Origin of the sequence: Enterococcus sp. C63, assembly GCF_040887215.1 — a bacterium.
GTDB lineage: Bacteria > Bacillota > Bacilli > Lactobacillales > Enterococcaceae > Enterococcus_B > Enterococcus_B hirae.
Genome location: NZ_JBFOFI010000001.1, coordinates 570,976 through 594,535, shown reverse-complemented (window position 1 = coordinate 594,535; position 23,560 = coordinate 570,976). Strand labels below are relative to the sequence as shown.

General features: G+C 35.8%; 25 protein-coding genes, 1 tRNA gene and 2 pseudogenes. 18 read left to right on the top strand and 10 right to left on the bottom strand.

From position 1 onward, the window contains the following. Positions 1–445: pseudogene (locus tag AB3H90_RS02625) on the top strand (N-acetylmuramoyl-L-alanine amidase); the annotation flags it as partial. Positions 446–632: 187 nt separating this feature from the next. Next, positions 633–706: transfer RNA gene (locus AB3H90_RS02620), tRNA-Ile, on the top strand. Positions 707–994: 288 nt separating this feature from the next. On the opposite strand, the gene AB3H90_RS02615 is transcribed toward AB3H90_RS02620, so the two are convergent. The 6 genes from AB3H90_RS02615 to AB3H90_RS02590 all read right to left on the bottom strand — a co-directional run bounded on the left by AB3H90_RS02615 (position 995) and on the right by AB3H90_RS02590 (position 5,111). Beyond that, the gene (locus AB3H90_RS02615) at positions 995–2,155 is read right to left on the bottom strand and encodes a tyrosine-type recombinase/integrase (RefSeq protein WP_368016117.1); all 1,161 of its coding nucleotides are present in this window, start codon (positions 2,153–2,155) and stop codon (positions 995–997) included. A 162-nt stretch (positions 2,156–2,317) separates the two neighbouring features. Then, positions 2,318–3,190: a LysM domain-containing protein gene (locus tag AB3H90_RS02610; RefSeq protein WP_368016116.1), complete on the bottom strand. Its 873-nt coding sequence runs from the start codon at positions 3,188–3,190 to the stop codon at positions 2,318–2,320. A gap of 20 nt (positions 3,191–3,210) precedes the next feature. After that, the gene (locus AB3H90_RS02605) at positions 3,211–3,411 is read right to left on the bottom strand and encodes a hypothetical protein (protein WP_368016115.1); all 201 of its coding nucleotides are present in this window, start codon (positions 3,409–3,411) and stop codon (positions 3,211–3,213) included. A gap of 103 nt (positions 3,412–3,514) precedes the next feature. Next, positions 3,515–3,997: a toxin gene (locus AB3H90_RS02600; RefSeq protein WP_368016114.1), complete on the bottom strand. Its 483-nt coding sequence runs from the start codon at positions 3,995–3,997 to the stop codon at positions 3,515–3,517. Positions 3,998–4,014: 17 nt separating this feature from the next. After that, positions 4,015–4,491 (bottom strand): helix-turn-helix domain-containing protein, encoded by a 477-nt coding sequence (locus AB3H90_RS02595; RefSeq protein WP_368016113.1) that lies wholly within the window; start codon positions 4,489–4,491, stop codon positions 4,015–4,017. 113 nt (positions 4,492–4,604) lie between these two features. Then, a complete protein-coding gene (locus AB3H90_RS02590) occupies positions 4,605–5,111 on the bottom strand; it encodes a helix-turn-helix domain-containing protein (RefSeq protein WP_368016112.1) in 507 nt (168 codons plus the stop codon). Between the two features lie 302 nt (positions 5,112–5,413). Between AB3H90_RS02590 and AB3H90_RS02585 the strand changes: the two genes are divergently transcribed. Both AB3H90_RS02585 and AB3H90_RS02580 read left to right on the top strand, forming a co-directional pair. Continuing rightward, positions 5,414–5,614, top strand: a complete 201-nt coding sequence (locus tag AB3H90_RS02585) for a hypothetical protein (protein WP_368016111.1) — start codon at positions 5,414–5,416, stop codon at positions 5,612–5,614. A 284-nt stretch (positions 5,615–5,898) separates the two neighbouring features. Beyond that, a complete protein-coding gene (locus tag AB3H90_RS02580) occupies positions 5,899–7,263 on the top strand; it encodes a DUF6056 family protein (RefSeq protein WP_081127390.1) in 1,365 nt (454 codons plus the stop codon). A 78-nt stretch (positions 7,264–7,341) separates the two neighbouring features. Here AB3H90_RS02580 and AB3H90_RS02575 read toward each other — a convergent pair whose 3' ends face one another. Further along, complete coding sequence (locus AB3H90_RS02575; RefSeq protein ID WP_010718832.1) at positions 7,342–8,289, bottom strand: glycosyltransferase family 2 protein; 948 nt, start codon at positions 8,287–8,289, stop codon at positions 7,342–7,344. A 589-nt stretch (positions 8,290–8,878) separates the two neighbouring features. On the opposite strand from AB3H90_RS02575, the gene asnB reads away from it, so the two are divergent. Then, entirely contained in the window at positions 8,879–10,774 is a 1,896-nt protein-coding gene (gene asnB / locus AB3H90_RS02570) for an asparagine synthase (glutamine-hydrolyzing) (protein ID WP_034698382.1), read from the top strand. A gap of 108 nt (positions 10,775–10,882) precedes the next feature. Here the strand turns inward: asnB and AB3H90_RS02565 are convergent, their stop codons facing one another. After that, the gene (locus tag AB3H90_RS02565) at positions 10,883–11,329 is read right to left on the bottom strand and encodes a DUF2188 domain-containing protein (RefSeq protein WP_368016110.1); all 447 of its coding nucleotides are present in this window, start codon (positions 11,327–11,329) and stop codon (positions 10,883–10,885) included. A 206-nt stretch (positions 11,330–11,535) separates the two neighbouring features. On the opposite strand from AB3H90_RS02565, the gene rpmG reads away from it, so the two are divergent. Next, the gene (gene rpmG, locus AB3H90_RS02560) at positions 11,536–11,700 is read left to right on the top strand and encodes a 50S ribosomal protein L33 (protein ID WP_002320810.1); all 165 of its coding nucleotides are present in this window, start codon (positions 11,536–11,538) and stop codon (positions 11,698–11,700) included. A 168-nt stretch (positions 11,701–11,868) separates the two neighbouring features. Beyond that, positions 11,869–12,372, top strand: a complete 504-nt coding sequence (locus AB3H90_RS02555) for a dihydrofolate reductase (RefSeq protein WP_010718835.1) — start codon at positions 11,869–11,871, stop codon at positions 12,370–12,372. Positions 12,373–12,450: 78 nt separating this feature from the next. On the opposite strand, the gene AB3H90_RS02550 is transcribed toward AB3H90_RS02555, so the two are convergent. Continuing rightward, the gene (locus AB3H90_RS02550; RefSeq protein WP_368016109.1) at positions 12,451–13,407 is read right to left on the bottom strand and encodes an ABC transporter substrate-binding protein; all 957 of its coding nucleotides are present in this window, start codon (positions 13,405–13,407) and stop codon (positions 12,451–12,453) included. 142 nt (positions 13,408–13,549) lie between these two features. Between AB3H90_RS02550 and AB3H90_RS02545 the strand changes: the two genes are divergently transcribed. The 11 genes and pseudogenes from AB3H90_RS02545 (at position 13,550) to AB3H90_RS02495 (ending at position 23,061) form a co-directional block, all read left to right on the top strand. Then, complete coding sequence (locus tag AB3H90_RS02545) at positions 13,550–14,383, top strand: ABC transporter ATP-binding protein (RefSeq protein ID WP_368016126.1); 834 nt, start codon at positions 13,550–13,552, stop codon at positions 14,381–14,383. Continuing rightward, positions 14,380–15,369 (top strand): iron ABC transporter permease, encoded by a 990-nt coding sequence (locus AB3H90_RS02540; protein WP_014834567.1) that lies wholly within the window; start codon positions 14,380–14,382, stop codon positions 15,367–15,369. The genes AB3H90_RS02545 and AB3H90_RS02540 overlap by 4 nt, the downstream gene beginning before the upstream one ends. Continuing rightward, entirely contained in the window at positions 15,366–16,361 is a 996-nt protein-coding gene (locus AB3H90_RS02535; RefSeq protein WP_368016108.1) for a FecCD family ABC transporter permease, read from the top strand. Before AB3H90_RS02540 ends, AB3H90_RS02535 begins: the two co-directional genes overlap by 4 nt. A 361-nt stretch (positions 16,362–16,722) precedes the next feature. Further along, a complete protein-coding gene (locus AB3H90_RS02530; RefSeq protein WP_010737802.1) occupies positions 16,723–17,268 on the top strand; it encodes a 5-formyltetrahydrofolate cyclo-ligase in 546 nt (181 codons plus the stop codon). Between the two features lie 13 nt (positions 17,269–17,281). Beyond that, complete coding sequence (locus AB3H90_RS02525) at positions 17,282–17,980, top strand: rhomboid family intramembrane serine protease (protein WP_063627259.1); 699 nt, start codon at positions 17,282–17,284, stop codon at positions 17,978–17,980. Positions 17,981–18,000: 20 nt separating this feature from the next. Further along, the gene (locus AB3H90_RS02520; protein WP_010718842.1) at positions 18,001–18,213 is read left to right on the top strand and encodes a YqgQ family protein; all 213 of its coding nucleotides are present in this window, start codon (positions 18,001–18,003) and stop codon (positions 18,211–18,213) included. Further along, the gene (locus AB3H90_RS02515) at positions 18,213–19,178 is read left to right on the top strand and encodes an ROK family glucokinase (protein WP_010718843.1); all 966 of its coding nucleotides are present in this window, start codon (positions 18,213–18,215) and stop codon (positions 19,176–19,178) included. Before AB3H90_RS02520 ends, AB3H90_RS02515 begins: the two co-directional genes overlap by 1 nt. Before the next feature lie 14 nt (positions 19,179–19,192). Continuing rightward, entirely contained in the window at positions 19,193–19,588 is a 396-nt protein-coding gene (locus tag AB3H90_RS02510; protein ID WP_010737800.1) for a rhodanese-like domain-containing protein, read from the top strand. 438 nt (positions 19,589–20,026) lie between these two features. Beyond that, positions 20,027–20,737 (top strand): hypothetical protein, encoded by a 711-nt coding sequence (locus tag AB3H90_RS02505; protein WP_368016107.1) that lies wholly within the window; start codon positions 20,027–20,029, stop codon positions 20,735–20,737. A gap of 148 nt (positions 20,738–20,885) precedes the next feature. Then, positions 20,886–21,251, top strand: coding sequence for a DUF488 domain-containing protein (locus tag AB3H90_RS02500; protein ID WP_010737798.1), 366 nt, complete (start codon positions 20,886–20,888; stop codon positions 21,249–21,251). Next, positions 21,248–23,061: pseudogene (locus tag AB3H90_RS02495) on the top strand (FAD/NAD(P)-binding protein). The gene AB3H90_RS02500 and the pseudogene AB3H90_RS02495 overlap by 4 nt, the downstream one beginning before the upstream one ends. A 126-nt stretch (positions 23,062–23,187) precedes the next feature. Here AB3H90_RS02495 and AB3H90_RS02490 read toward each other — a convergent pair. Next, positions 23,188–23,355 carry a DUF3042 family protein gene (locus AB3H90_RS02490; protein ID WP_010718848.1) on the bottom strand — a complete coding sequence of 56 codons (168 nt, stop codon included), beginning with the start codon at positions 23,353–23,355 and terminating at the stop codon, positions 23,188–23,190. Between the last annotated feature and the right edge of the window lie 205 nt (positions 23,356–23,560).

Genomic DNA, 23,560 nt, shown 5'->3' with positions numbered 1-23,560 from the left:
ACATGGATTTACCGATGAAAATCCAACTACTTCAGATGATAAACCAGTCATTGATCCAACTAGAGCAGGTGCTGCAAATCCTACGCTGACAGATGGAACAAATTACGCCCACATTGATCAGTTCGGAGAAATCGAAAACGCAAACTTGCATGTAGCTGGATGGCACATTGCTAACTATAAATACGAGTATATCTTCATTATGGATTACAATACTGGAAAAGAATTAGCTAGAGTAAAAGCTGATGGAATTTATAGACCAGATGTAAATCAAGCGTATGGGACATTTGGAAACGTTGGCTATCATGTATCTTTTAACATGCGCAACTTCCCTAATAAGAAAGTCTATGTCATGATGCGGGCAACGAATGATCCAGAAGGAAACACTAAAGGCGGTGCGCAAGATTTCCATGACAAACGTTGGTATTTAAATATTCCTAAACGATAAAAATAGCTCCTCGTTGAGGAGCAGTACATAACCGTATTGACAACTATAAAAATTATTCGATAAAATAGTGATGTTATCGCATAGTTTTACTCTCACTCATAACTAATCATATTTCGAGCTATGCGATAATAGGTTGGTTGCCAACAATGTTCCTCCTTTTTAGTAAACACATTGTTGGTAATAACCTGTACCCTTAGCTCAGTTGGTCAGAGCAGACGGCTCATAACCGTCCGGTCGTAGGTTCGAGTCCTACAGGGTACATAAGATAAATTCAGTTCATTAACCGTTTGTCGAACACTTACCCGATTAGAATTTTAAATACGTTTTTGACTACGTTTTGAAATTTAGTTAGTGCTAGTATTTTATAACTAGAAGCAAAAAATAGGGTATTTTGCTAAAATATGTTAGTAATTTTCTTTTATTGCCAGTTATATATAAATCCTGTACCTTCCTTTATATCAACGTTTCTGAGCTATCTAGCGCTTGCTGGATAGCTCTCTTTTTAAAAAAGAGTACCCCTTTTAGTACCCCTTTTTGACTTTATTCCAATCATCCTTTCATATAATTTGAAAAGTTAGAAATAGTGGTCTTATTTTTGTTTTCTGTAACGTGCGTGTAGATATTCGCTGTTGTTTGTATGTCTGCATGTCCTAATATTGCTTGAGCATCTTTTAGAGAAGCACCAGATTCAAAAAGTAAACTTGCGTGTGTATGTCGAAATCCATGAGCGGAAATTCGTTTCAGATTTTCGTTTTTCTTATAAATTTGTTTTAACCAAAACCGTGTAATTGTTGGATTATACAATTTTCCATTATTGGCAAAAACTAAATTTTCACGGTCGAAAATATGAGTAAGTTTAGTACTGCTTTTTTTATATTTTTTTAGAGTACTTGATAACTCATGATCTAAATATATAGTTCTAACTCCATTTTTCGTTTTTGGTTCATTTACAATTAAACGCCCATTTTTGCCCCTTGTGATAGTTTTATTGACGGTTAGTGTATTTGTATTAAAATTAATATCCGACCATGTCAAAGCGAACGCTTCTCCTTTACGTAAGCCAGTATAAGCTAATAAGTAGAAAAAAATATAAATCGTGTCTTTTTCTTGCTTAGCAGCTCTCAAGAATTCTAGTAACTCATTTTTAGTGTAGAATTCAATATCCTTTTTTTCTATGCTTAGGATTTCACCTTTTGGCACTGTGACAATTTTCATAGGATTGCTTTCTGTTTCCTGAATTGAAACAGCATAGTCAAAAACATTGGAAGTATAGTTTTTATATTTTTTGAATATTTTTGGATATTGTTCAGACCATTCATTCACAGCTTTCTGGCAAAAAAATACGTCTATTTTGTTTATAAAGTTTTCTCCAAAGACGGGTAGAATATGAAGTCTGAAAATTTCTTCGGTAGATGCCCAAGTACTTTCTTTTACAGTTTTTTTATAATTTTCGAACCATAAATTATATATTTCTAAGAATTGTTTACTTTGTTTTACTTTTGCTGAGTCAGCACCTTCATTTTTTACTTGAGTTTCAATTCTTCTTAAAGCTCGATCTGCTTCAAGCGCACTTTTAAATCCCATTTTTTTTACTTTTCTTTTCTTGCCAGTCATAGAATCTACACCAGCGTAAATGTAGAACATGTATTTTGTTTCCTCTTTTTTTGTTACATAGCTTTTAATTCGATGATCAATTTCTCGTTTAGCCATCTTTTTATTTCCTTTCGTACGTTTGTTCGGTTGTACAGCGGATTTCGAGATGGTAAAATAGGGTACAATAAATAGACCTACTTTACCGTAGTTCTTAAACTAGAACACGCTCTCGCTTTGGTCGGTGGGGCGTGTTTTTTATCAATAAGAATATTTCTTAGCCTATTTAACTCTTAGCTTTTGTCCCGGATAAAGCATATAATTGTTTGGATCTAAGCCATTCAGCGCAAATAATTGGTCAGTAGTGATTCCTGCGCGGTCGGCTAATTGTTTTGGACCTTCACCGGGTAGCAAAGTCAAAACATCTGGAGTTTCTGGTTGAGGTGGGGTTTCAGGCTGAGGTTGCTCAGATGGAATATAATCTTGTGGAGCTGGTTGCTCTGATGAGCTAGTAGCTTCCACAGCTTGAACTACGCTAGAACTTGGTGCTTCAGAATAACTTTCTGTGCTTTCGTACGATTGCGTAGAGCTATTAGCGATTGCAACTGATGATTCCGTTGAGCTTTCTGTTGAGCTTTCTGTTGTTGAGGAAGAAATTTCCTCACTGGTTGTTGAAGTATCTTCAGCAGAGGTGGAAACAGAAGAATGCGATTCTTTTAATTTTATTTTTTGAGGTTTTAAAATCAATTCTTCTTTATTGTCTGAATCATTAGATTTATCAGGTGTTAATTTGATATTATTAGCATCCTTACTTACAGTATATTTAGCATCTTTATTCTCATCTGTTTTCCACGTCATTACGTTTCCGTTCAATGTATATTCAAATTTGTAATCCATTTGATTAAACATATTTTTTGCAAATTCTTCGCCCATAGCTTCCCATTCGTCACTAGCAGATGATTTCATGCTAGAAGTATCTACTTTTATCGTCACAACGTGATCAGAAAACGAAAGAATCATATCAGCATCATCATCTTTAGTAGTTTCTATAACCCAATCATTTGCCTTTAAATCATCAACAGTTACGTTATTACTACAAGCACCAAATACTATTAATGAAATAATCGCAAAAAAAGCACCCATATATTTTTTCATTTTCATTCCTCGTTTCTATTTTATTTGAATAAATCCCAAAAACTAAAAGTAGTTTTTCTATAAACTTTATTGTAAGCTGCTTTCTTTGGATTCTTAATCCAACCTGTTCCTTTTTTACCATACCCAGGAATCAACGCCTTTTTTAATTTCCTTTTAGCTTTCCCTTTAGTTCGAGCGCTAATCGATTTCTTTACACTTGGTTTCCTCATTCCAAATTTCATCGTTTCACTTCCTTTTTATTCCTAAAATTTCATTTAATTTCTTATATTGTTACGGTTATTAACAAAATAAAAAAATAAAAAAATGATTATTTCATAATTATTCCTATTTATAATTATTATCGTTTGTAGGAATAATCACAAGTGAATCTAAATCAAATACATAAAGATGGTCCTTATGTATGTAGAATGAACCATACTTAGCAAAGTAGTGCCTAAGCTTATCAGCGAAGAATGGTTCTGTTACTTCAAGAAATTCTGCGCATTCGTATTTTGAGCGACATCCACACTTATAACACTCAAACAGATCATCAAGAGAAACAAGCCGTTCGATCGAATCTCGACGTGCTTGAATCTCTTGTTTTCTGTTTCTGGGGTGGGTGTAGTCGATGATGTTGCCGACGCTTGTTCTATAATGAGAGAATTCTTCTGATAGATGTATCCTCTTATGAATAGTGCTTAAATTTTTATCTAAGTAAATATAATTATTTTCGTAAATTGCTTCTTCTCCGATATCTCGCAGTAATTTAACTTCTAAAACAGGCAACTCTTGTACAACTTTACTTAATAACGTTTCATAGCTGTTCACATCTCAACACCACACGATTACTTTTTGTTTTTATCTTCGTATTTCTTTCTATATTTAGCTAAAACAGACTGGATATGTTCAATATCTTCTTCGGAGTATTCTCTATTCGGATCAGGAGAGTGGGCTGCCAAAGTATAGATTTCTTCGTCATCAGTTTTGCTAATCGAGGTTATACGCTCGTTCGTTTGAATTTCTAATTGTTTCTGTGCAAAGTCATAGACTTTTTGCTTTTTCTCATCATCGATTTTTTTCATTGTAGTTACAGTTTTTTCTATCAATATATCTTCTTCAAAACCTAGTATATATTCAGAAGATACACCTAGCGCCCTTGCAAAATCTTCTACTCTGCTCAAAGGGAATTCTCTGATTTTGTTAAAGTACCTAGACAAAGCTGACTTAGACATGTTTACTCTTCGGGCAAGTTCGCTAACGGACAATCCCTGTTCCGTTCGTAACGAATCTACGATCTCAACTATTTCTTCATTACTTCGCAATGTTTTTACCTCCAATTATTCTAAAGGATATTATAATATCGTTTCTGAGAAGGAATGCAACACGTCTTGACGACAGGAGGCGTTGCGCTGCGTTCATTCGCAAAAGTTTCATATCAATCTGACTGCTTTCGACACTTATCTCGCTTAGCTTGTTTCTTGTCATACTCTTTATCCAACTCGTCTAAATACGACTCTAACTCAGCGACTTCTTCATCTGTGAATCGAAGATTAGAATCGGATGCATGAGCTGCAAGTGTGTAAATTTCTTTCTCACTACTTTCTTTACGAAGTGGTGTGGGTGAATTTTCTTGTTTTTGCTCTTCTAGTTGATTTATTGCAAACTCCGCCACTTTTTCTTGTCTATTCTCGCTTAATTTGTTGTAGATAGTTTCTATAAAAGAGGTAGAAGTGATTGATTCGTTGTTTTCTCCCACGAAAATTTTCGGATCAACATTGAATACCGATGCGATTTCTGGGAGCTTCTCTATTTTCGGACTTCTTTCACCAGACCGCCATCTTGAAACTGTGGTCCTATTAACATTAACCACCGAAGCAAGGTCTTCATCTGACATGTCTCTATTTCGCATTAATTTCGATAATTCATCGGAAAAAACACTCATTTCGGATACTTCCTTCATTAGTTTTTATTTAATATTATGCCTATTGTTCCAAAAATGCAATGTTAAATAAAAAAGAGTCATTTCGACCAAATTAAACTTTTTTTGAAAAAATGTGGAAAAAGAGAGAGGTGGGTTATGTCCATCGGGCTGGATGAAGCTGCGAAATTTTCGGAAAAGCTAAATAAACCAATTTCTGAGCTTTTTCCTGATTATTTTTTTACGGTATCTGTTCTAAAAATGCACAAAGGGGTTTAAATAAAGAACTGGTTAGGGGGAAACGTCTAATTTAAAGGAGGGGGAAAATGGCAAAGCTGGGCATAGACGAATTAGACTTGTCAATCGCATTGATTGAGGAAATAAGACGTATAGCTAGTGAAGAGAGCGAACGAAGAGCATCTCGTTTTCTCGATGAATACAAAGAGAAGATGCTCCTACCGAATTTCCATCAGATGCCTATCGATAGTTATTGTAACTTTTGTCTCTTCATGAACGATATCATTTAGAATGGAGAATTTATGAATGTTTCAAAAATTATGCGGTGTTATTTGTTTGGAGTACTTATTTTTCTTGTAAAGTTTTATTAACAAGTAATGAATCCTCTTTTAGCCGAATATGGTTGATCAAACGCTTTGGAAAACCAATGAATGAAACCTGTTAATTGTTATGTTTATTTTTGATAAAGTGACCAGTTTGTTCATTATTTAAAAATAAAAGGATGAAAAAAATATAGGAAACAGATGCCTCTGTGTTATAATTGCTGGGATAAATTATAAAAAGGAGTTTAATAATGTACTGGAATAAAAAAAGAATTAATAAAGAATTATTTTTTTTGCTTTTAGTTATTTGGCTTGGTTTTTTATTTTTCAATCTATATATGCCATCATTTAGAGCAGACGATTTAGTTTACTCAAATAGATTAGACCAACTAGGGTATTTAGGAGCTTCGATCGAACATTATAAAACTTGGAGTTCGAGAATTATCATAGAGCTGTTTATGATGTTTTTTTCTAAACATTTTCTGCTGTGGAAATTTGTCAATTCAATCATCATGTTGGGCACGGTCCTGATGATTTGTAAGTATGTTTTTGAAAAATTGGATGGTAAGAACGTGTTGCTAGTTACATCTGTCTACTGCTTAGTCCCACTTACCGTGATGGGGGAAACAGGCTGGGAGTCGACAACTTTGAATTATCAATGGTCCGTTTCATTTTGCTTATTCGCTTTTTTCCCATTCTTCCAACGCTTAAAAGGAAGAGCTATCACTCCTAGTATCTATTGGTTTAGTTTGCCTTTCCTGATATTTGCTGCTAACCAAGAACAAGTGAATGCGTGCTTTTTTACTTTAACGGCCATTATAACTGGCTATTTATTATATAAAAGAGCATATCATCGCTTATTGATTCTCCCATTGCTCATAAGTTTTATTGAGTTACTATTTTCGTTGACAACACCGGGGAATGCCATCAGGACATCTCAAGAAATTAGCAAGTGGTTTCCTCAATATGATCAATTTGGCTTTATCACTAAATTGGATTTGGGTATTTCTTCTTTTGGAAAGCCTTTTTTTCTAGATACAAATGTATTGTTCTTAATTTTGTTCTTATTTGTTTTTTTACTTTCTTATAACAAGTGCAAAAATTATTATAGCCGCTTATTATCTGCTATACCTTTTTTCTTGAATCTGATTATCTATCTAGGGAATACGATGGGTGAAAGTTTTATACACATTCGTGGCAATAGTCGTGCACAAATATGGGATAGCAGTCACTTAACAAAGCTATTTACCGATACTGGAACGAATCTGTCACTTACTCGTCCTGGATCATGGCTAGCGACTTTACTTGTTTTAGGTTTATTGGCTTGTTTGCTCCTAGGGATTTACTTAAGTTTTGATAATAAAAAAACAGCATCTTTTCTTATATTGTTAATGATGATGGGCGCTTGTTCAAGAATAATTATGGGATTTTCTCCTACGATCTGGGCTTCAGGAATGAGAACTTATTATATTTTATATATAGTTGTAGGAATTTTAGTGTTAATGCTGGTAAAAGAATTGTTGAAAACCTGGAATCCGAAAAAAGCAGAACTCGTACAATTTAGTTTGACTATGCTGGGGATTGGGACCATTGTTTTGACCATCATAAATAGATGAAAATAAAAAAAGACTCAAGTTGTAGGAAATCCAACAGTTAGATCACTAACTATTGAGATCGTTACAACTTGAGTTTTTTTATTTCTCGCTTTGATAGTTTTTTGGATTAATTTTTTCAGTCTCTCTGATAATATACACTGGACGTTGTTTGGTTTCTAAAAAGATTTTTCCAATGTATTTGCCAATTATTCCAAGACACAATAATTGGATACCTCCGATAAACAAGAAAATAGAGACCATGGAAGGCCAACCAGCTGTAGGATCACCATACAACAGGGCACGTAAAATAATAAATAAAATAGCAAGACCTGAACCAATACATGATAATGCCCCCACGAATGAAGCAATTGTTAATGGTGCATCTGAAAAGTTGACGATTCCATCAATAGAGTAATTAAATAATTTCCAAAAAGACCAAGAGGTTTCACCAGCTACTCGTTCACGGTTTTCAAAGGAAATATACTTGGTTTTAAAACCAACCCAACTGAACAAGCCTTTCGAAAAGCGGTTGTATTCAGTTAATTCCAAGATAGCATCAACCATTTGGCGAGTCATTAAACGGAAATCTCTCGCTCCGTCAACCATTTCAGTATCACTGATTTTATTGATTAGCTGATAAAATTTCTTAGCAAAAAAACTACGGATCGGTGGTTCACCGTCACGAGTCGAACGACGAGTACCGACGCAATCAATATCAGATTGCATAATTGTTTCAATCATTTCTGGTAATAGATCAGGTGGATCTTGTAGATCAACATCCATTACAGAGACAAGGTCGCCAGTAGAAGCTTGTAAACCAGCATATAAAGCAGCTTCTTTCCCAAAATTTCGAGAAAAGGAAATAAAGCGTACATATTCATGGTCATTAGCTAATGCTTTGATTGCTTGTAATGTATTATCTCTTGAACCATCATCAATAAACAAATATTCAAATTCATGTATTCCCTTAAATTTTTCGACCTCGTTAAAAAAAAGAGGAACTGTTTTTTCTTCGTTATAGCATGGAACCACAATTGATACTTTCATAACATTACCCTTTCCAATAAAGATCCTTCATAATAATAACATGAATGAATCAAAAAAAATATAGTTTTAGAGATAAGTAAACGAACAAAGTCTTCTTAGCTATGTTCGAAGAAATAGAAAAGAAAATATAAACCAGATACTATGCGAGATGAGGTCAGATCTAGTTAGGTTTATTTGTAAGTGGAAAATATATTCTTGTTTTTAAACGAGATTGTTCCAACGGAATTTCTTTCACGACAAGAAGGTTTAAGAGTAAAATCAAACAAGTCTTATTGGAAATCGCTCGTAACTTAATTAGAGCGGATTATTTAGTAAGGACTAAATTTTGATTGGTTAAATGATAGAGATGATTAAATAATAATGAATATTTTTCAAGTCTTTGCTAAACAAAATAGCTTCCTTAGTCAAAACATGTTAAATTAATTAATAGGACTACTTTTTTTATAGTAGAACTCAAAAATATTCACTGTTATTTCATGTGACGAAACTGTAAGAGAGCTATTATTTCAAGATTTAATAGCCTCTATGATAAGATGCTTATGGACGAAACAAAGTAATAGTAATTATTATCTAGGATGTGAAAAATAAAATGTGTGGAATTGTAGGATTTATTAACGACAAAGACAATAAAAAAGCAATCGTAAACGACATGATGGATCGAATCGTTCATCGGGGACCGAATAGTTCGGGTGATTATATTGACCAGCATGTTGCTTTAGGATTTAGAAGATTAAGTATTATCGACTTAGAGGGTGGAAAACAACCTATCTATAATGAAGATCGAACAAAAGTCATCATTTTTAATGGGGAAATCTATAATTACCAACCTCTTAGAGAAGAGCTGATTGCAGCTGGACATATTTTTCAAACACATGCGGATACAGAAGTATTGTTGCATGGTTATGAAGAATGGGGAACTGATCTATTACAAAAGGTTCGGGGTATGTTTGCCTTTGCAATCTGGGACAATAAACGCAATGAATTATTTGGTGCTCGGGATCATTTTGGAATCAAACCATATTATTATGCGGAAATGAACGGCACATTTATGTTCGGATCAGAAATCAAAAGCTTTTTACCACATCCAGATTTTCATAAAGAATTGAATAAAGAAGCCTTGAAACCTTATATGACATTTCAATATTCACCATTAAATGGAGAAACCTTTTTTAAAGGGGTTCACCGTTTGCCAGAAGGTCATTATTTCACTTACAAAGATAATAAGTTAGCGATTCATCAATATTGGGATGCTAATTTTGAAGAAAAACAAAACTATTCACGGAAAGAATGGATCGATAAGATTGATGAAACAGTTGAAGCATCGATTAAAGCACATACGATCAGCGATGTAGAAGTTGGCTCATTCTTATCTAGTGGGGTAGATTCAAGCTATGTGACTTCTGTATTAAAACCTGATCATTCTTTTTCAATTGGGTTTGATGATAAAACATATAATGAAGCTATTGAAGCTAGAAAGTTAACAGAACTTTTGGACTTAGATAATACAGCAGCTGTCATCGATGGAGATATGTCATTTAAAGCTTTTCCTTTGATTCAATACCATTTAGATGAGCCAGATTCGAATCCTTCATGTGTCCCACTTTATTTCTTAGCAAACTTGGCTTCGCAAAGTGTTCGAGTTGTCCAATCAGGTGAAGGGGCAGATGAACTATTTGCGGGATACCAAACTTATGGGTTCCATACGAATTCAAAAGTTATTCGTGTCATTGCTCAAGGGTTGAAGAAACTACCAAAAGGAACACGTTATAACTTGGGACGAAAAATTGGCAAGATGAAAAACTTCCACGGTAGAATCCACTTATATGAATCTTTAGCTCCTGCGAAAGAATATTTTATTGGTCATGCCCGAGTGTTTGAAGAAAACGAAGCGTCAGATATTTTAAAACAAGAATACCAAAAGGCTCCTTCCGTTCAGGAGATTATGGCAGTCCATTATGCTAAAACTGAAAAAATCGAAGATGAAGTGAACAAAATGCAATACGTTGACCTTCATCAATGGATGCCAAAAGATATTTTATTAAAAGCGGATAAATTATCAATGGCCAGCTCACTTGAAGTACGCGTACCGTTACTTGACATCGAAGTGATGAGATTGGCAGAACAGATCCCAAGTAAGTATCTGTTAAATCAAAATAATACCAAAGATATTTTCCGACAAGCAGCAAATAAACATTTGCCAGAAGAATGGTCTAACCGTGTAAAACTTGGTTTCCCAGTACCAATCAAAGCTTGGTTGAAAGAAGACCATGGCTATCAACAAGTCAAAGAATTATTTGAGGCTGATTTTGCCAAAGAATTCTTTGATCAAGAAAAAATTATGAAGTTGTTAAATGACCATCATGAAGGGCGTCATGAAGAACAACGAAAAATTTGGACGATTTTCAGCTTTTTAACTTGGTATAAAGTTTTCTTCGTTGACGAAGAAATCCCTAAGGCTGAAGCAATCGATTATGTAACAGTCTAAAAAGTAATCAGTTAGCGAAGCAAAAGAACATCCCGCTTCGAGTGGATTGATTTTATTCCTTTTTAACAGTGAACAACTCCTCCTTTATTGTGGAGGAGTTGTTTTTTATTAATAGTTTATTTCTCTTTCTTTCGTTCCGTCTTTTTTGTAGATAATTAATGATGTGTTTTTGTTTTGAGCAATTTCTTTCCCTTTTTCAATCGCTTTTTCTTTCGTATCAAAATGATTACTTGCTTTTTTAGCTCCTTCTGATTGGACCATCCACTTATCTTCTTCAAATTTTACGATCACGTTGGCTGTCAATAATTTAGAAGCTCTTGGATTTGTGTCGTGAGGATCATGCTTTGTTGGATTTTTTTCTTGAGAAAACTCTTTTTTTTCAGTAGAAGTAGCATCTTCTGACCATTCTTTGGCTTGTTTGATAGCAATCGGAATAGCACGATCATCAGGATAGCCTTCTGCAAGCAAGGCGTTACCGATATCGATTGCTTTCTTTCGTGTTAACTCTTCTAAATTTTTCATTGCAGGCGGATAATCTTTCATATTCCAAGGCATAAAATCTTCCTCCTCAAAAATTATTTATATTTCAAGTGTAAGCGCAATAGTTGGAAAAGGAAAAGATTTTGTTTAGCAAGTAGTTATTTAGATAACTTTCGTCAAGTAGTTTTACTTAACAAATTTTGTAAAAAGGCTAGCAATCTAGTGGAAATCATGGTAAGATAATCAAGTCTGAGAGTCATCTTAGAGGATTCTAGTAAAAAATGGGAGGGAAAAACATGCGCGTAAACATTACTTTAGAGTGTACTTCTTGTAAAGAACGTAACTACCTAACAAGCAAAAACAAACGTAACAACCCTGATCGTTTGGAAAAACAAAAATATTGCCCACGCGAACGTAAAGTTACTTTACACCGTGAAACTAAATAATTAGTTCAGCGTAAGTCTAGAATCCTTTTTAGGAAGCTAGACTTTTTTTAATAGTGAAGGTTGAATGAAACCATAAACCTGACAAGCGACTCTTTTTCTTGTAACAGGGTCGTTTTTCTTGTATGATTGAAATCGTTTGTTCAAATTCAGTTTGAGAGGATGAAACACATGTTTATTTCAATGTGGGCACAAGACAAGAATGGTTTGATTGGAAAAGATGGCCTGCTTCCTTGGAGGTTACCAAACGATATGCGTTTTTTTCGGGAACATACGATGGATAAAATATTAGTGATGGGGAGAAAGACATATGAAGGCATGGGCAAATTGTCTCTTCCTTATCGGCATATCATTGTGTTAACTACTCAAAAAGATTTTAAAGTAGAAAAAAATGCGGAAGTCCTTCATTCGATTGATGAACTTTTGGCATATGCCAAGGATATACCTGAAGATATCTATGTGTCAGGAGGAAGTCGAATTTTTCAAGCTTTGTTACCAGAAACAAAAATCATCTGGCGAACATTAATTGATGCAGAGTTTGAGGGGGATACATTTATTGGAGAAATCGATTTTACAGGTTTTGAATTAGTGGAAGAACATGAAGGAATTGTCAACCAAGAAAATCAATACCCTCATCGATTTCAGAAATGGCAAAAAATGAGCAAAGTGGTTTAGCACATAGTTATATAAAAAAAGACGTTCACTCCAATTTGTAAAGAAAGGAAGGTGAACGTCTATTCTTGTTCAGGTGATTTATTTCAAATTATTTTTGATATCATTGACCATATTTTGACTAGCTATTGGACCATTATAGAGCCAACTAGATTCAGGACCAAATTCTATGACATGATTTTCTTTGACCGCTTTTAAATTTTGCCAAGTTGCTTCATTAAACATCGCAGCTTTTTCATCACTGTTGACTAAGATGAGATAGTCTGCATCTAACTCTGCTAATTTTTCTGCAGAGACAGCTGACCAATCTGAAGTTGCACTTTTAGAGATTTCAGTAACTAGATTTGGCACACCAAATTTTAGATCACCGTAAATGATTCTTCCACTTGAACGTGTTTCACTAACCATAAATGCTGAGTTATTCGTCACCCACAAAACAGCAGCCGTTTTGCCGTTGATTTTATCTGCGAGTTCTTGTCTAGTGGCTTTCACCTTTTTTTGGTAATCAGTAATGATTTTTTCTGCTGCTTGTTCTTTATTTAATGCTTTTCCGATATCTTTTAGTTGGGTTTCCCAAGTGACATCATTCCCATTTTTTACGACATAGGTTGGCGCAATTTTGCTGTATTGCTCGTATTTACCTCCTTCAACTGTAGCCGAAGAAGAGATCAATAAAAGATCGGGTTCATAACTTAAGACTTTTTCATACGGAAGATCATAAGAGATTGTGGGAACATCTTTTAATTCTTTTTGTAAATAATGTTGAATCGATCCACTACCAACTGTCCATTGAGCAACAGGTTTTTCACCTAAAGCGATAAGATAGTCTTCGAGGTAACTCCCGATGATTCGTTTTGGTTGATTAGGGATCTCGACTTTATGACCCAAGGCATCAGTCACTAGGTGAGTTTTTGCAGTTGTTTCATTACCTGCTGTGTCAGTTGAATTGGATGAATTATTTGAAGAAGAGCAGGCGCTAAGTAAACTAAGCAGCAACACTGTGGCCCCAATGGTAAAGATATTCTTTTTTAGTTTCATTTTTTCCTCCTGAAGGGATTTTCATTGATAATCATTCTCAATTGATATTATTCCTGACAATAGTGGTCATGTCAACTATTTTCGGGAAAGAGCCATTTAGAGTAAAACTTGACGAATTTGTGAAGGAGCTTCATAATTGAGAATGATTTTCAGGGAAAGGATGAAAAATTTGACGACGATTGAAGCTGTTGATATTACAACGGGTTACTTAAATAAACAAGTGATTGAAAAAATGTCTATCAAGATACCAGAAGGAAAAGTGACAAGTTTGATTGGTCCTAATGGTAGTGGTAAATCAACTTTATTAAAAAGTTTTACTCGACTGTTACCTGTCAAAGAAGGAAAGATTATCGTAGATGGATCTGAAATTTCTACATATAGTCCTAAGATGTTAGCGCAAAAAATTGCACTGTTAGCCCAAAGTAGTGAACACCCTTTAGGCATGACTGTCGAAGAGGTGGTCTCTTATGGTCGTTATCCTTATCAAAAATTTTTTAGTGGATTAAATGAAGAAGATCTACATGCTATCCAATGGGCGTTGGAAGCGACGCAACTAACTAAGTTGAAAGAAAGAGAGCTTTTGAGTCTATCAGGTGGACAAGCTCAACGAGTTTGGATTGCGATGGCTTTAGCCCAAGAAGCGGATATTTTGATTTTAGATGAGCCAACCACTTTTTTAGATCCTGCGCATCAATTGGAAATCTTACATTTACTGAAAGAGATCAATCGTATCAAACAGACAACCATTTTAATGTCGATCCATGACATCAATCACGCTTCTCGCTTTTCTGACTATTTAATTGGGATGAAAGCAGGACAAATAGTGGTTCAAGGCACACCTGATGAAGTAATCACAACGTCATGGATGAGGGAAATCTATGAAATTGAAGCGCAGATCATCGAATTGCCTGAAACGAATAAACCCGTTGTTTTGTCTTACGATTTAATCAATGATCGTAAGGAGGATGAACAATGAAGACAAAGAGGAAACGAATGATTCTTTCCCTATTGTTGCTAGGAGTAGTTAGTATATTTTTCTTTGCGTTAGCCAATGGAGCGGCGGTTGTCGACTTTTCTAATTTGTGGCAAGCGATTTTTAAATTTGACGACTCAGTTCAATCGCAGTTGATTATCCGAACGATTCGGTTGCCTCGAGTGCTGGGGGCTTTCTTGGTCGGAAGCTGTTTTGCTCTTAGTGGCGCATTGATGCAAGGGGTGACACGGAATCCTTTAGCTGATTCAGGGTTATTAGGAATTAATGCAGGAGCATCACTTGCAATGGCTCTTTGTTTTGCGTTTTGGCCACAAGCTTCTGCTTTTTCTGTTTTTTTACTGTCATTACTTGGTTCGTTGGTAGTTACATTATTTGTTTTTGGTTTCTTACGTTTTTCAAAAATGGGGATGAATCCACTTCAATTGATTTTAGCAGGTGTTGCGATCAGTACTTTTTTTACAGCTATTAGTCAAGCGCTGACACAACTATTCAATTTGCAACAAGACTTGGCGTTTTGGTTCGTGGGAGGCGCTGCGAACGTCACATGGCATCAATTGGAAATTTTGGCTCCAATTTACCTGTTGACAGTTAGTGGCTCCTTTTTGTTAGGTCGCTCCATCTCGTTGGTCAACTTAAGTGAGTCACATGCCTTGGCATTAGGGGGGAACCCTGGACGGATCAGATTTTTTGCATTTGTATTAGTGGCGGGGTTAGCTGCAATGGCGGTGTCGTTAGTTGGACCAGTTTCATTTATTGGATTGATGGTTCCACCAATCGTCCGAGGAATCATTGGTTCCGATTATCGGTATGTTTTACCAGCCTCTTTTTTAGTAGGTGGAGGATTAGTGATGCTAGCGGATTATGTTGCGCGAATGATCAATCCGCCATTTGAAACACCATTCGGCTTAATTATTTCCTTGATCGGTGTACCGTTCTTACTACTCCAAGTAAGGAGGGAACAAGGATGAAAAGAAGTTACCAATCACTAGTTATTTTATTTGTGTTATTAGTTGTTAGTATAGTTGCAAGTTTAATGATTGGCACACCATTTATTCCATTTGATCAATTAGCTGAGGTGTTTCAAGGGAAGGGTTCGGCAATCCAAGAGTTGATTGTTTATGAATTTCGTGCCCCTCGTCTATTAATCAGTCTTCTTGCTGGTATGTGTTTAGGTATTTCAGGCTTTATCTTGCAGGGAGTTACCAGAAATAGACTAGCTGATGCTGGCATATTGGGCATTAACGCTGGAGCAGGTTTTTTCGTTATGATTTATTTGGGCTTTTATGCCAACCAAACTTTTCCGTTTTTACTATTGATCGTGGCTTTTCTAGGCGGCTTGCTTGCAGCTTTACTTGTGTATTTGTTTGCTTATACGAGAAATAGTTTTTTAGGGATGAACCGGCTTTTACTATCAGGAATTGCAGTCAATGCTGGATTGTCGGCATTGATGCTTTTATTTACGATTAAATTGTCGAAAGAAAACTATGGTTTTGTTAATGCCTGGTTAGCAGGTTCACTTTGGGGAGCTAGTTGGCCATATGTTTTCTCATTGTTACCTTGGGCAGTCATTTTGCTTCCTTTCGTGCTGATTTACAGTCGACGAATTGGTTTATTATCTTTTGGTCAAGAAAGAGCGCAAAGTCTAGGATTAGACGTGCAGAAAAGTCAAAAAATCCTATTGATACTCGCTGTTGCTTTAGCCTGCGGAAGCGTTGCGGTAGCTGGCAGCTTATCTTTTGTCGGTTTGTTAGCTCCTCATTTGGCTAAATTTGTCGTCAAAAGAGAAAATCAACTGTCCTTGATCTTGAGTGGATTATTTGGGGCATTTTTTGTAACGATTGCAGATGTTCTTACACGAGTGATTCTACCAAGTGGTGAGATTCCTACTGGGATTTTAATTGCGGTCCTAGGAGCTCCATATTTCTTATATTTATTATTTTCCAAACAAACGATTGTTTAGAAAATAAATACGGGGAAGAAACGATCGTATTGTGTAAGCAGTGTTTCCCAAAGTAGTTTCTCGTTATTTTGAGACTACGATTATTCTGTCTATTCAAATGAAAAGAGTGAATTAGAGGTCGTGAAGGCATCGGAAAGCTCCAATGACAATAAGAAAGAATTTTTTTTAACAGCTTCTCATGTTTTGAAAAATTCAGGCTTATTTCAAGGAGCTGATGCGTGAACACCGTTTACTCGTTTTTAGAATAAAGAGTGAGAGTGATGTCTTAAATTCTGTTTATAAAACTCTTTTTATTTAAAAAGTTAAATTGCTATTTTTACTATTTTCCGCTACCATTTTAACGAGAGGTGGGTTGATACGTTTGAGTCATATTAAAGAAAAACTTAGAAAACTTGGCATTGAAAATTTACAAAAGATTGCTAGAAGTGAACAGAAGCAGCAAAAAGAGCAAAAAATTTACCAACAACTCTTTCAAAGTAATGAATGGCAGCAAGCAAAAGTGGTTGGTTTGACGATGGCAAATGAGATAGAAGTGGCTACGACCCCAATTATTGAAAAGGCATGGGAAGAGGGTAAAACCATACTTGTTCCTAAGACATTGCCTGAACGTCAAATGTGTTTTTTTAAAATTGATCCGGATACCCGATTTGAACGCACCGCTTTTGGCGTATTGGAGCCATTATCTGATCATTCTTTTTCACCGGACGCTATCGATTTGCTGATCGTTCCAGGGGTTGTTTATCATCAAAATGGTTATCGGATTGGTTTTGGTGGAGGCTACTATGATCGCTATCTAGCCAATTATCCGAACCAGACATGTAGTCTGGTTTTTCAAGAACAAATAAACAATCAATGGGTACCAGAAAGTTTTGATAAAAAAGTGCAACACTTGTTTATCGATAAATAATAAGGAGGGTTACATGAATTATCAACAGAAATTAAAATTAAACGCTTGGCTAAGAAGACCAATTTTGACTTATTTGTTTTTAGCGATACAAACCATCGTGTTTGCAATGATGGAGTTCTTTCCATTTTTAAATATTCCAGCATATTTAGGCATGTTTGGGCCGTCTATTGTAGTTGGAAATGAATGGTGGCGGTTTATTACACCGATTTTCATTCACTTTGGACTGGTGCATTTTGTCATGAATTCTTTGATTTTATATTTTATGGGAGACCAAATTGAAACACTCTACGGTCATTGGCGTTTTTTCTTGATCTACTTGTTTAGTGGTATCCTTGGGAATGCAGCGAGTTTTGCATTCAACGATCTTGGCGTTCTATCTGGTGGAGCAAGTACTTCTTTGTTTGGTTTGTTTGGTGCGTTATTCATTCTTGGATTTCATTTCAAAAATAACTCTCAGGTTCGCCAATTGATTCGTCATTACATGTTGTTTATTGTTATCAGTTTTGTATTTGGTTTGACGGATACCTCAGTCGATATCTGGGGGCATCTCGGTGGGATTGTTGGTGGCTTGCTTATAGGAAATATCATCGGTCTACCACAGAAAGTGACCAATTACTCGATTCATCAAAAAATCCTATCTACGCTTGTTTTTGGATTTCTTTTGATAATATGTGTTTTATTGGGTTTAAAAAACTACGGATTACTTGTATAATGTGAAGGAAGTGCTTTGAGATGGAGAGCTTATATGACGTGCAACAACTGCTCAAACGATTTGGCATCTTTGTCTATGTTGGGTCACGTATCTATGATATTGAATTAATGACGATTGAATTGAAGAATCTTCATGACAGTCGTTTGATCGATCATGATACATACATGACAGCGTGGCGCATACTAAAACGAGAGCACCGAGTGGAAGAAAGCCGAAAGAAAGGAAACTTGTAATGGACAAAAAAATTATTGGGATTGATTTAGGTGGAACAACAGCAAAATTTGCAATTCTAACACCAGAAGGAGAGATTCAACAAAAATGGAGCATCGATACCAATATATTGGATGACGGTAAACATATTATTCCGGAAATTATCGAGTCAGTAAATCATCGTATCAAATTATATAACATGAATGCTGAAAATTTCATCGGAATCGGTATGGGAACACCAGGAAGTGTCGATAGTGAAGCAGGTACAGTGATCGGAGCCTACAATTTAAATTGGACTGAACTTCAATACGTAAAAAAACAAATTGAAGAAGGAACTGGAATCAAATTTGCTATTGATAACGATGCGAACGTTGCTGCTTTGGGTGAGCGCTGGAAAGGTGCAGGGGAAAATGATCCTGACGTTATTTTTGTTACCTTAGGAACGGGTGTCGGTGGCGGAATCGTTGCTGCTGGGAACTTGATCCACGGCGTTGCTGGTGCAGGTGGCGAGATTGGACACATTACAGTGGACCCAGAAGGTTTTGAATGTACATGCGGTAAAAGAGGGTGCTTAGAAACAGTTTCAAGTGCAACAGGTGTAGTTCGCTTAGCACGTTTCTTAGCAGAAGAGTATGCCGGAGATTCAAAATTAAAAGCAATGCTTGATAATGGAGAAGAAGTAACAAGTAAAGATATTTTTGAAATGGCACAAGCAGACGATCCATTTGGTCTGATGGTCGTTGATCGTGTTTGTTTCTACTTAGGATTAGCTTGCGGTAATCTAGGGAACACTATGAACCCATCAAGTATTGTTTTAGGAGGCGGAGTATCTGCTGCCGGGGAATTTTTACGTAGTCGTGTTGAAAAATATTTCAACCAATTTACGTTCCCTCAAGTACAACAATCAACAAAAATCAAATTAGCAGAATTAGGAAATGAAGCTGGCGTGATCGGTGCTGCTTCATTAGCCTTGAAATTTGCGGAATAACGTGGAGGAATGACATGGTTTTATGGGTAATTAACATCATTTTGCTATTGATTATTCTTGCTATTGTGTTTTGGGAAGTTTATCTACGAGTAATGGCAAAACGTTCTGCAAAAACACTGGAAGAAGAAGAATTTCGTGATGGGATGCGTAAGGCACAAGTCATTGATGTTCGTGAAAAAGACGTGTTTGATGCAGGACATATTTTAGGGGCAAGAAATATCCCTTATACTGTTTTAAAAGATTCATTAGGATCTATCCGAAAAGATCAACCGGTGTATATCTACGACCAAAAGAAAAGCTTAAGTATTCGTACAGCGAATAAGTTAAGAAAAGCTGGCTACCAAGATATCTATATCTTAAAAGGCGGATATGATGGCTGGTCTGGCAAGATTAAAAGTAAAAAAGTATAGAACGTCATGACGTCATATTATCGGTCAATCCTGATGAGTCGTGTAAAGTCAAATCTGGGTCAGAATGAACCTCATTCTGTCTCAGATTTTTTGTTATTTCATTTGGAAGGAAATTGGGGCTGAAGGATCAACTTTGATTCTGTAGTAACCACCAGAAGTTAGATTTTGGTCTTATTTTTTGGGATTGATACATTCATCAGTTCCACAAATGACAGAGCCAATTTATCAGAAGTTTTTGTATATAAAGTAACAGGTACTTTTTAGAAAATTGCATGACTGATTATTCGATTAGGCAACGGGAATAAAAAGGATTCATTAGATCGCACAAGATAAAATACTAAATTTTATTCTTTCCAGAAATAAAAGTTCTATCTCCATTGCGTACGTCATGTATGATGATGATTCAATGATAAATCAAACAATGGGGGAGAAAAGGCAATGCCAGAAATATCTAATGAAACTTTCACTGAGCAACAACCTGCAGGAATAGTAAAAAAAGAAGAAATAACAGAAAAAAGAAAAAAGGAACTTGATAAACTTGTTGGAACGATTGAGGTTTCACTAGCTGGTAAATTAAAAGGAAAGACATATGAGGAGATCGTTGAATCGGTTGTGTCTAAGATTATAAATAAGAAGGTAAAGCAATCTGAACTTGGGAGAGTATTATACTCACTAGATCTTTCTGCCCAATTATATCAGCAGGTCGTAAAGGATTATAACATAAAACGCTTAATCAGCCATGATGGTCCAAGCCAAAGTAAAGTCTCTATAACCAATTCTGTGGTTATAGAAAATATAGAAAGCGTATTAGATTCTCCACAAAAAATAATAGAAGATCAATTGGTCGAACAAAAAGATAGTTCAAAACCAGAAAACATTCAAGAAAAAAAAACAAGTAAGTTGACAACTGAAAAGCTAACGTTCAGGAAAAGGATTAAGAAGTGGGGTCAATCGTTAAACATTTTCAGAAAGAGTAACACAGATAAACCAGAGAATATAACAAATTGTCAAGGAATTGAAATGGATAAGGGTGGGGTACCTTTAAAAAAAATATTGAGACGACAATCGAGCGAAACTAATGATGCTTGTCATAATAATAATCAATGCCAACACATTGTTCCTCTAGAAAAGGGAGATAGGAATCACTAGCAAGTATCCATTGAGCGTGCAAAATTGAAATTTAGTATTTGGAGTACTAACAGAAATCAAGCCACGATTTTTTGCTATGACATAATCAAAGGAGAATCTAATCATTTATGCTATGATCAATGTATAAGCAATGAAAGAAGTGGAGAAAATGATCAAACTGAAAAGAGTGTATAGTGCGCGCGAAAAGGGTGATGGCTTTAGAATTTTAGTTGATCGAATATGGCCAAGAGGGATATCAAAGGAAAAAGCACAGATTGATCTATGGTTAAAGGAGATTGCACCAAGTACTGAGTTGAGAAAATTCTTTGGACATCTTCCTGAGCGTTTTCCTGTTTTTGAAGAAAAATACCTAGAAGAGTTAATGACAGATCAAGAAAAGCAATTGGCAGTCAAGCAGTTAGCTGAACTCTGTCAAAACTATCCAATTGTGACCTTAGTTTATGGTGCAAAGAATGAACAGCAAAATCAAGCCGTGGTGCTAAAAGCGTTGATGGAAAGGAAGCTGAATCGATGATTATTGGCATTGTTGGGGCAGGCCCCAGAGGACTAAGCATGGTAGAACGATTGATCCGAAACAATCGGGAAAACCAACATATCCAGATCTGTTTATTCGATCCTGATGGGCCTGGTGGTCGAGTCTGGCGGCTCGATCAACCAACAGAGTTATTGATGAACTCAGTCTCTCAGCAAGTTACGCTTTTTACAGATGAAACATTAACAAGTGGCGGAGAGATTTCACCGGGGCCTAATTTATATCAATGGAGCCAAACAGAGGCGAAAAAGTATATCGAAAAGCAACAGTTTGTGAATAAAGAATTTTTTTTGGCAGAAGCCGAGCGCTTACGTGCCAATGAACCAGCTACCAGATGTTTTTATGGCTTGTACCAACAGTGGTTTTATGAACAATTAAAAAAATTAGCACCGCATTCATTCACTATCGTTCGATCCTTAGTGAAAGAGATTGATAAGATAAAGACAGGTTTTTACTTGAAAACAAACGAACAGCATTTAGTAGTAGATCAGTTAGTGATGACTATGGGACATTGGGAAAATAAAGTATCCAAAGACGAGAAAAGGTTTTATGACTATGCTGAAAAAGAGCAATTGTTCTACCAACCGCCAGCAAATCCAGCTGATGTTTCCGTAGAAACTATCCCGCCAAAAGCCACAGTGATTCTTAGAGGATTAGGTCTAAGTTTTTTTGATTATGTAGGTTTACTTACCGAGAATAGAGGAGGTAAGTTTGAAAAACAGAGAAATTGGTATATTTGCCGTCTGGACGTGAGCCGATCGTATACTGCGGGTCTAGAAAAGGGTTGCCCTATTTTCCTCGAGGAAAAAATGAAAAACGGGGAGGAGCAATGGCTGTTCCTAAATTGATCACCAAAGAAAATTTAGCAAAGCTTTATCAAAATCAACAATTAACTGGAAAACTGTTTTTCGACTTGCTAAAAAAAGATGTCGAACTTTTTTATTATAAGAAATTAATTGAGGAAAAACATCTAGCTATTTCACCAGTATTATTTGAACAAATCTTTTTAACACGTGATCAAAGTGATTGGCAAAAACAATTTCCTGAATTACAGCCTTATCAATGGGAGTGGGATTTTTTTAAAACGCCTATCTATCATGAGAAGCACGACTTTCAAAAAGAAAGTCGAAGGTTTATTGATTATCAAATCAATGAATCAATGAAAGGAAATTGTACTGGGGCGATTGCTTCAGCTTTTGATGCGTTAAAAGATTGGCGTGATCCTGTCCATCTGGTCATTGAATGGGGCATCTTCACTGCCAAAGAATATAGAGAAGTATTATGGGGTTGGTTTACTAAGCTCAATGCTTTTCTCACGATCGGTCCGCCAGTTGTTCGGACAAGAGAATTAGCCGCTCTGATTGATGCGGGTATTTTCACAATCGTTTCCCCACCGCTGGAAATCAAAACAGAGGCCGGTTTCTTTATCGTAGAAAACGAGGGACAACGGATTGAAAGTCGCTACTTGATTGAAGCCCGACTCCCGCAGACTGATTTGACACAAACAAAGAACCCAGCATTAAATAGCTTGAAAAAACATCAGCTGATTCGTCCTTTTACTTATCAGGACACGACTGGCGTGTATGAAACTGGTGCAATTGATATCAAACTAAGCACCAATCAAGTCTGGAACAAACAGGGAGAGCTAGAAGAAAATTTATATTGTTTAGGGATTCCGGTCGAAGGTGTGGATTGGTTGACAGCTACAGTCTCACGACCATATACCGATGCTTGGAATTTGAGGCAAATCGATAAAGTGGCACAGCTGATTCTTGGAAGGGCAACCAATTGAAGCAAAAAACACAACCGACTCTAAAGGCTAGATCATTCATCTAACTTTTAAGATCGGTTGTGTTTTACTAATTAATAATGATTCTTTGGGCTATAAAAGGGATGATTTTCTTGAATCGTTTAAAGATTAGCGAGCTACACGTTTACGCATCGCTTTTTTACGATTTTCTTCGATCATTGTTTCTTTTTCATCAATGGGATCGATTACTGTTTTTTTAACTGAAGCTACCAATCCAGCAACAGCTGCCGCTGTTGCAAGACTACCGACTAAAATTCCAGATACAAATTTTTTCATTAAATCCACCTCGTTTATTAGTTGTTGCTTCTATTATGTAACAAATTGAAAAAAAAGGCTAGTCTGACGTCTATTTATTGGAAACCTTTACAAATTTTTCTTGAAAATATTTACTAAATGTTTTATTATAAATTTACTAAATAAATAGCAAAGGCAACAGAAACAAAAGATTCATAGTTTCAAACGATTCAAAACGTACTTTTTG

Excerpts from the sequence above, each read along its gene's own strand:
- AB3H90_RS02615 (WP_368016117.1), bottom strand. The coding sequence starts at position 2,155 with ATGGCTAAACGAGAAATTGATCATCGAATTAAAAGCTATGTAACAAAA.
- AB3H90_RS02610 (WP_368016116.1), bottom strand. The coding sequence starts at position 3,190 with ATGAAAAAATATATGGGTGCTTTTTTTGCGATTATTTCATTAATAGTA.
- AB3H90_RS02605 (WP_368016115.1), bottom strand. The coding sequence starts at position 3,411 with ATGAAATTTGGAATGAGGAAACCAAGTGTAAAGAAATCGATTAGCGCT.
- AB3H90_RS02590 (WP_368016112.1), bottom strand. The coding sequence starts at position 5,111 with ATGAGTGTTTTTTCCGATGAATTATCGAAATTAATGCGAAATAGAGAC.
- AB3H90_RS02585 (WP_368016111.1), top strand. The coding sequence starts at position 5,414 with ATGGCAAAGCTGGGCATAGACGAATTAGACTTGTCAATCGCATTGATT.
- AB3H90_RS02580 (WP_081127390.1), top strand. The coding sequence starts at position 5,899 with ATGTACTGGAATAAAAAAAGAATTAATAAAGAATTATTTTTTTTGCTT.
- AB3H90_RS02575 (WP_010718832.1), bottom strand. The coding sequence starts at position 8,289 with ATGAAAGTATCAATTGTGGTTCCATGCTATAACGAAGAAAAAACAGTT.
- asnB (WP_034698382.1), top strand. The coding sequence starts at position 8,879 with ATGTGTGGAATTGTAGGATTTATTAACGACAAAGACAATAAAAAAGCA.
- AB3H90_RS02565 (WP_368016110.1), bottom strand. The coding sequence starts at position 11,329 with ATGCCTTGGAATATGAAAGATTATCCGCCTGCAATGAAAAATTTAGAA.
- rpmG (WP_002320810.1), top strand. The coding sequence starts at position 11,536 with ATGGGAGGGAAAAACATGCGCGTAAACATTACTTTAGAGTGTACTTCT.
- AB3H90_RS02555 (WP_010718835.1), top strand. The coding sequence starts at position 11,869 with ATGTTTATTTCAATGTGGGCACAAGACAAGAATGGTTTGATTGGAAAA.
- AB3H90_RS02550 (WP_368016109.1), bottom strand. The coding sequence starts at position 13,407 with ATGAAACTAAAAAAGAATATCTTTACCATTGGGGCCACAGTGTTGCTG.
- AB3H90_RS02545 (WP_368016126.1), top strand. The coding sequence starts at position 13,550 with ATGATTTTCAGGGAAAGGATGAAAAATTTGACGACGATTGAAGCTGTT.
- AB3H90_RS02540 (WP_014834567.1), top strand. The coding sequence starts at position 14,380 with ATGAAGACAAAGAGGAAACGAATGATTCTTTCCCTATTGTTGCTAGGA.
- AB3H90_RS02535 (WP_368016108.1), top strand. The coding sequence starts at position 15,366 with ATGAAAAGAAGTTACCAATCACTAGTTATTTTATTTGTGTTATTAGTT.
- AB3H90_RS02525 (WP_063627259.1), top strand. The coding sequence starts at position 17,282 with ATGAATTATCAACAGAAATTAAAATTAAACGCTTGGCTAAGAAGACCA.
- AB3H90_RS02520 (WP_010718842.1), top strand. The coding sequence starts at position 18,001 with ATGGAGAGCTTATATGACGTGCAACAACTGCTCAAACGATTTGGCATC.
- AB3H90_RS02515 (WP_010718843.1), top strand. The coding sequence starts at position 18,213 with ATGGACAAAAAAATTATTGGGATTGATTTAGGTGGAACAACAGCAAAA.
- AB3H90_RS02510 (WP_010737800.1), top strand. The coding sequence starts at position 19,193 with ATGGTTTTATGGGTAATTAACATCATTTTGCTATTGATTATTCTTGCT.
- AB3H90_RS02505 (WP_368016107.1), top strand. The coding sequence starts at position 20,027 with ATGCCAGAAATATCTAATGAAACTTTCACTGAGCAACAACCTGCAGGA.
- AB3H90_RS02500 (WP_010737798.1), top strand. The coding sequence starts at position 20,886 with ATGATCAAACTGAAAAGAGTGTATAGTGCGCGCGAAAAGGGTGATGGC.
- AB3H90_RS02490 (WP_010718848.1), bottom strand. The coding sequence starts at position 23,355 with ATGAAAAAATTTGTATCTGGAATTTTAGTCGGTAGTCTTGCAACAGCG.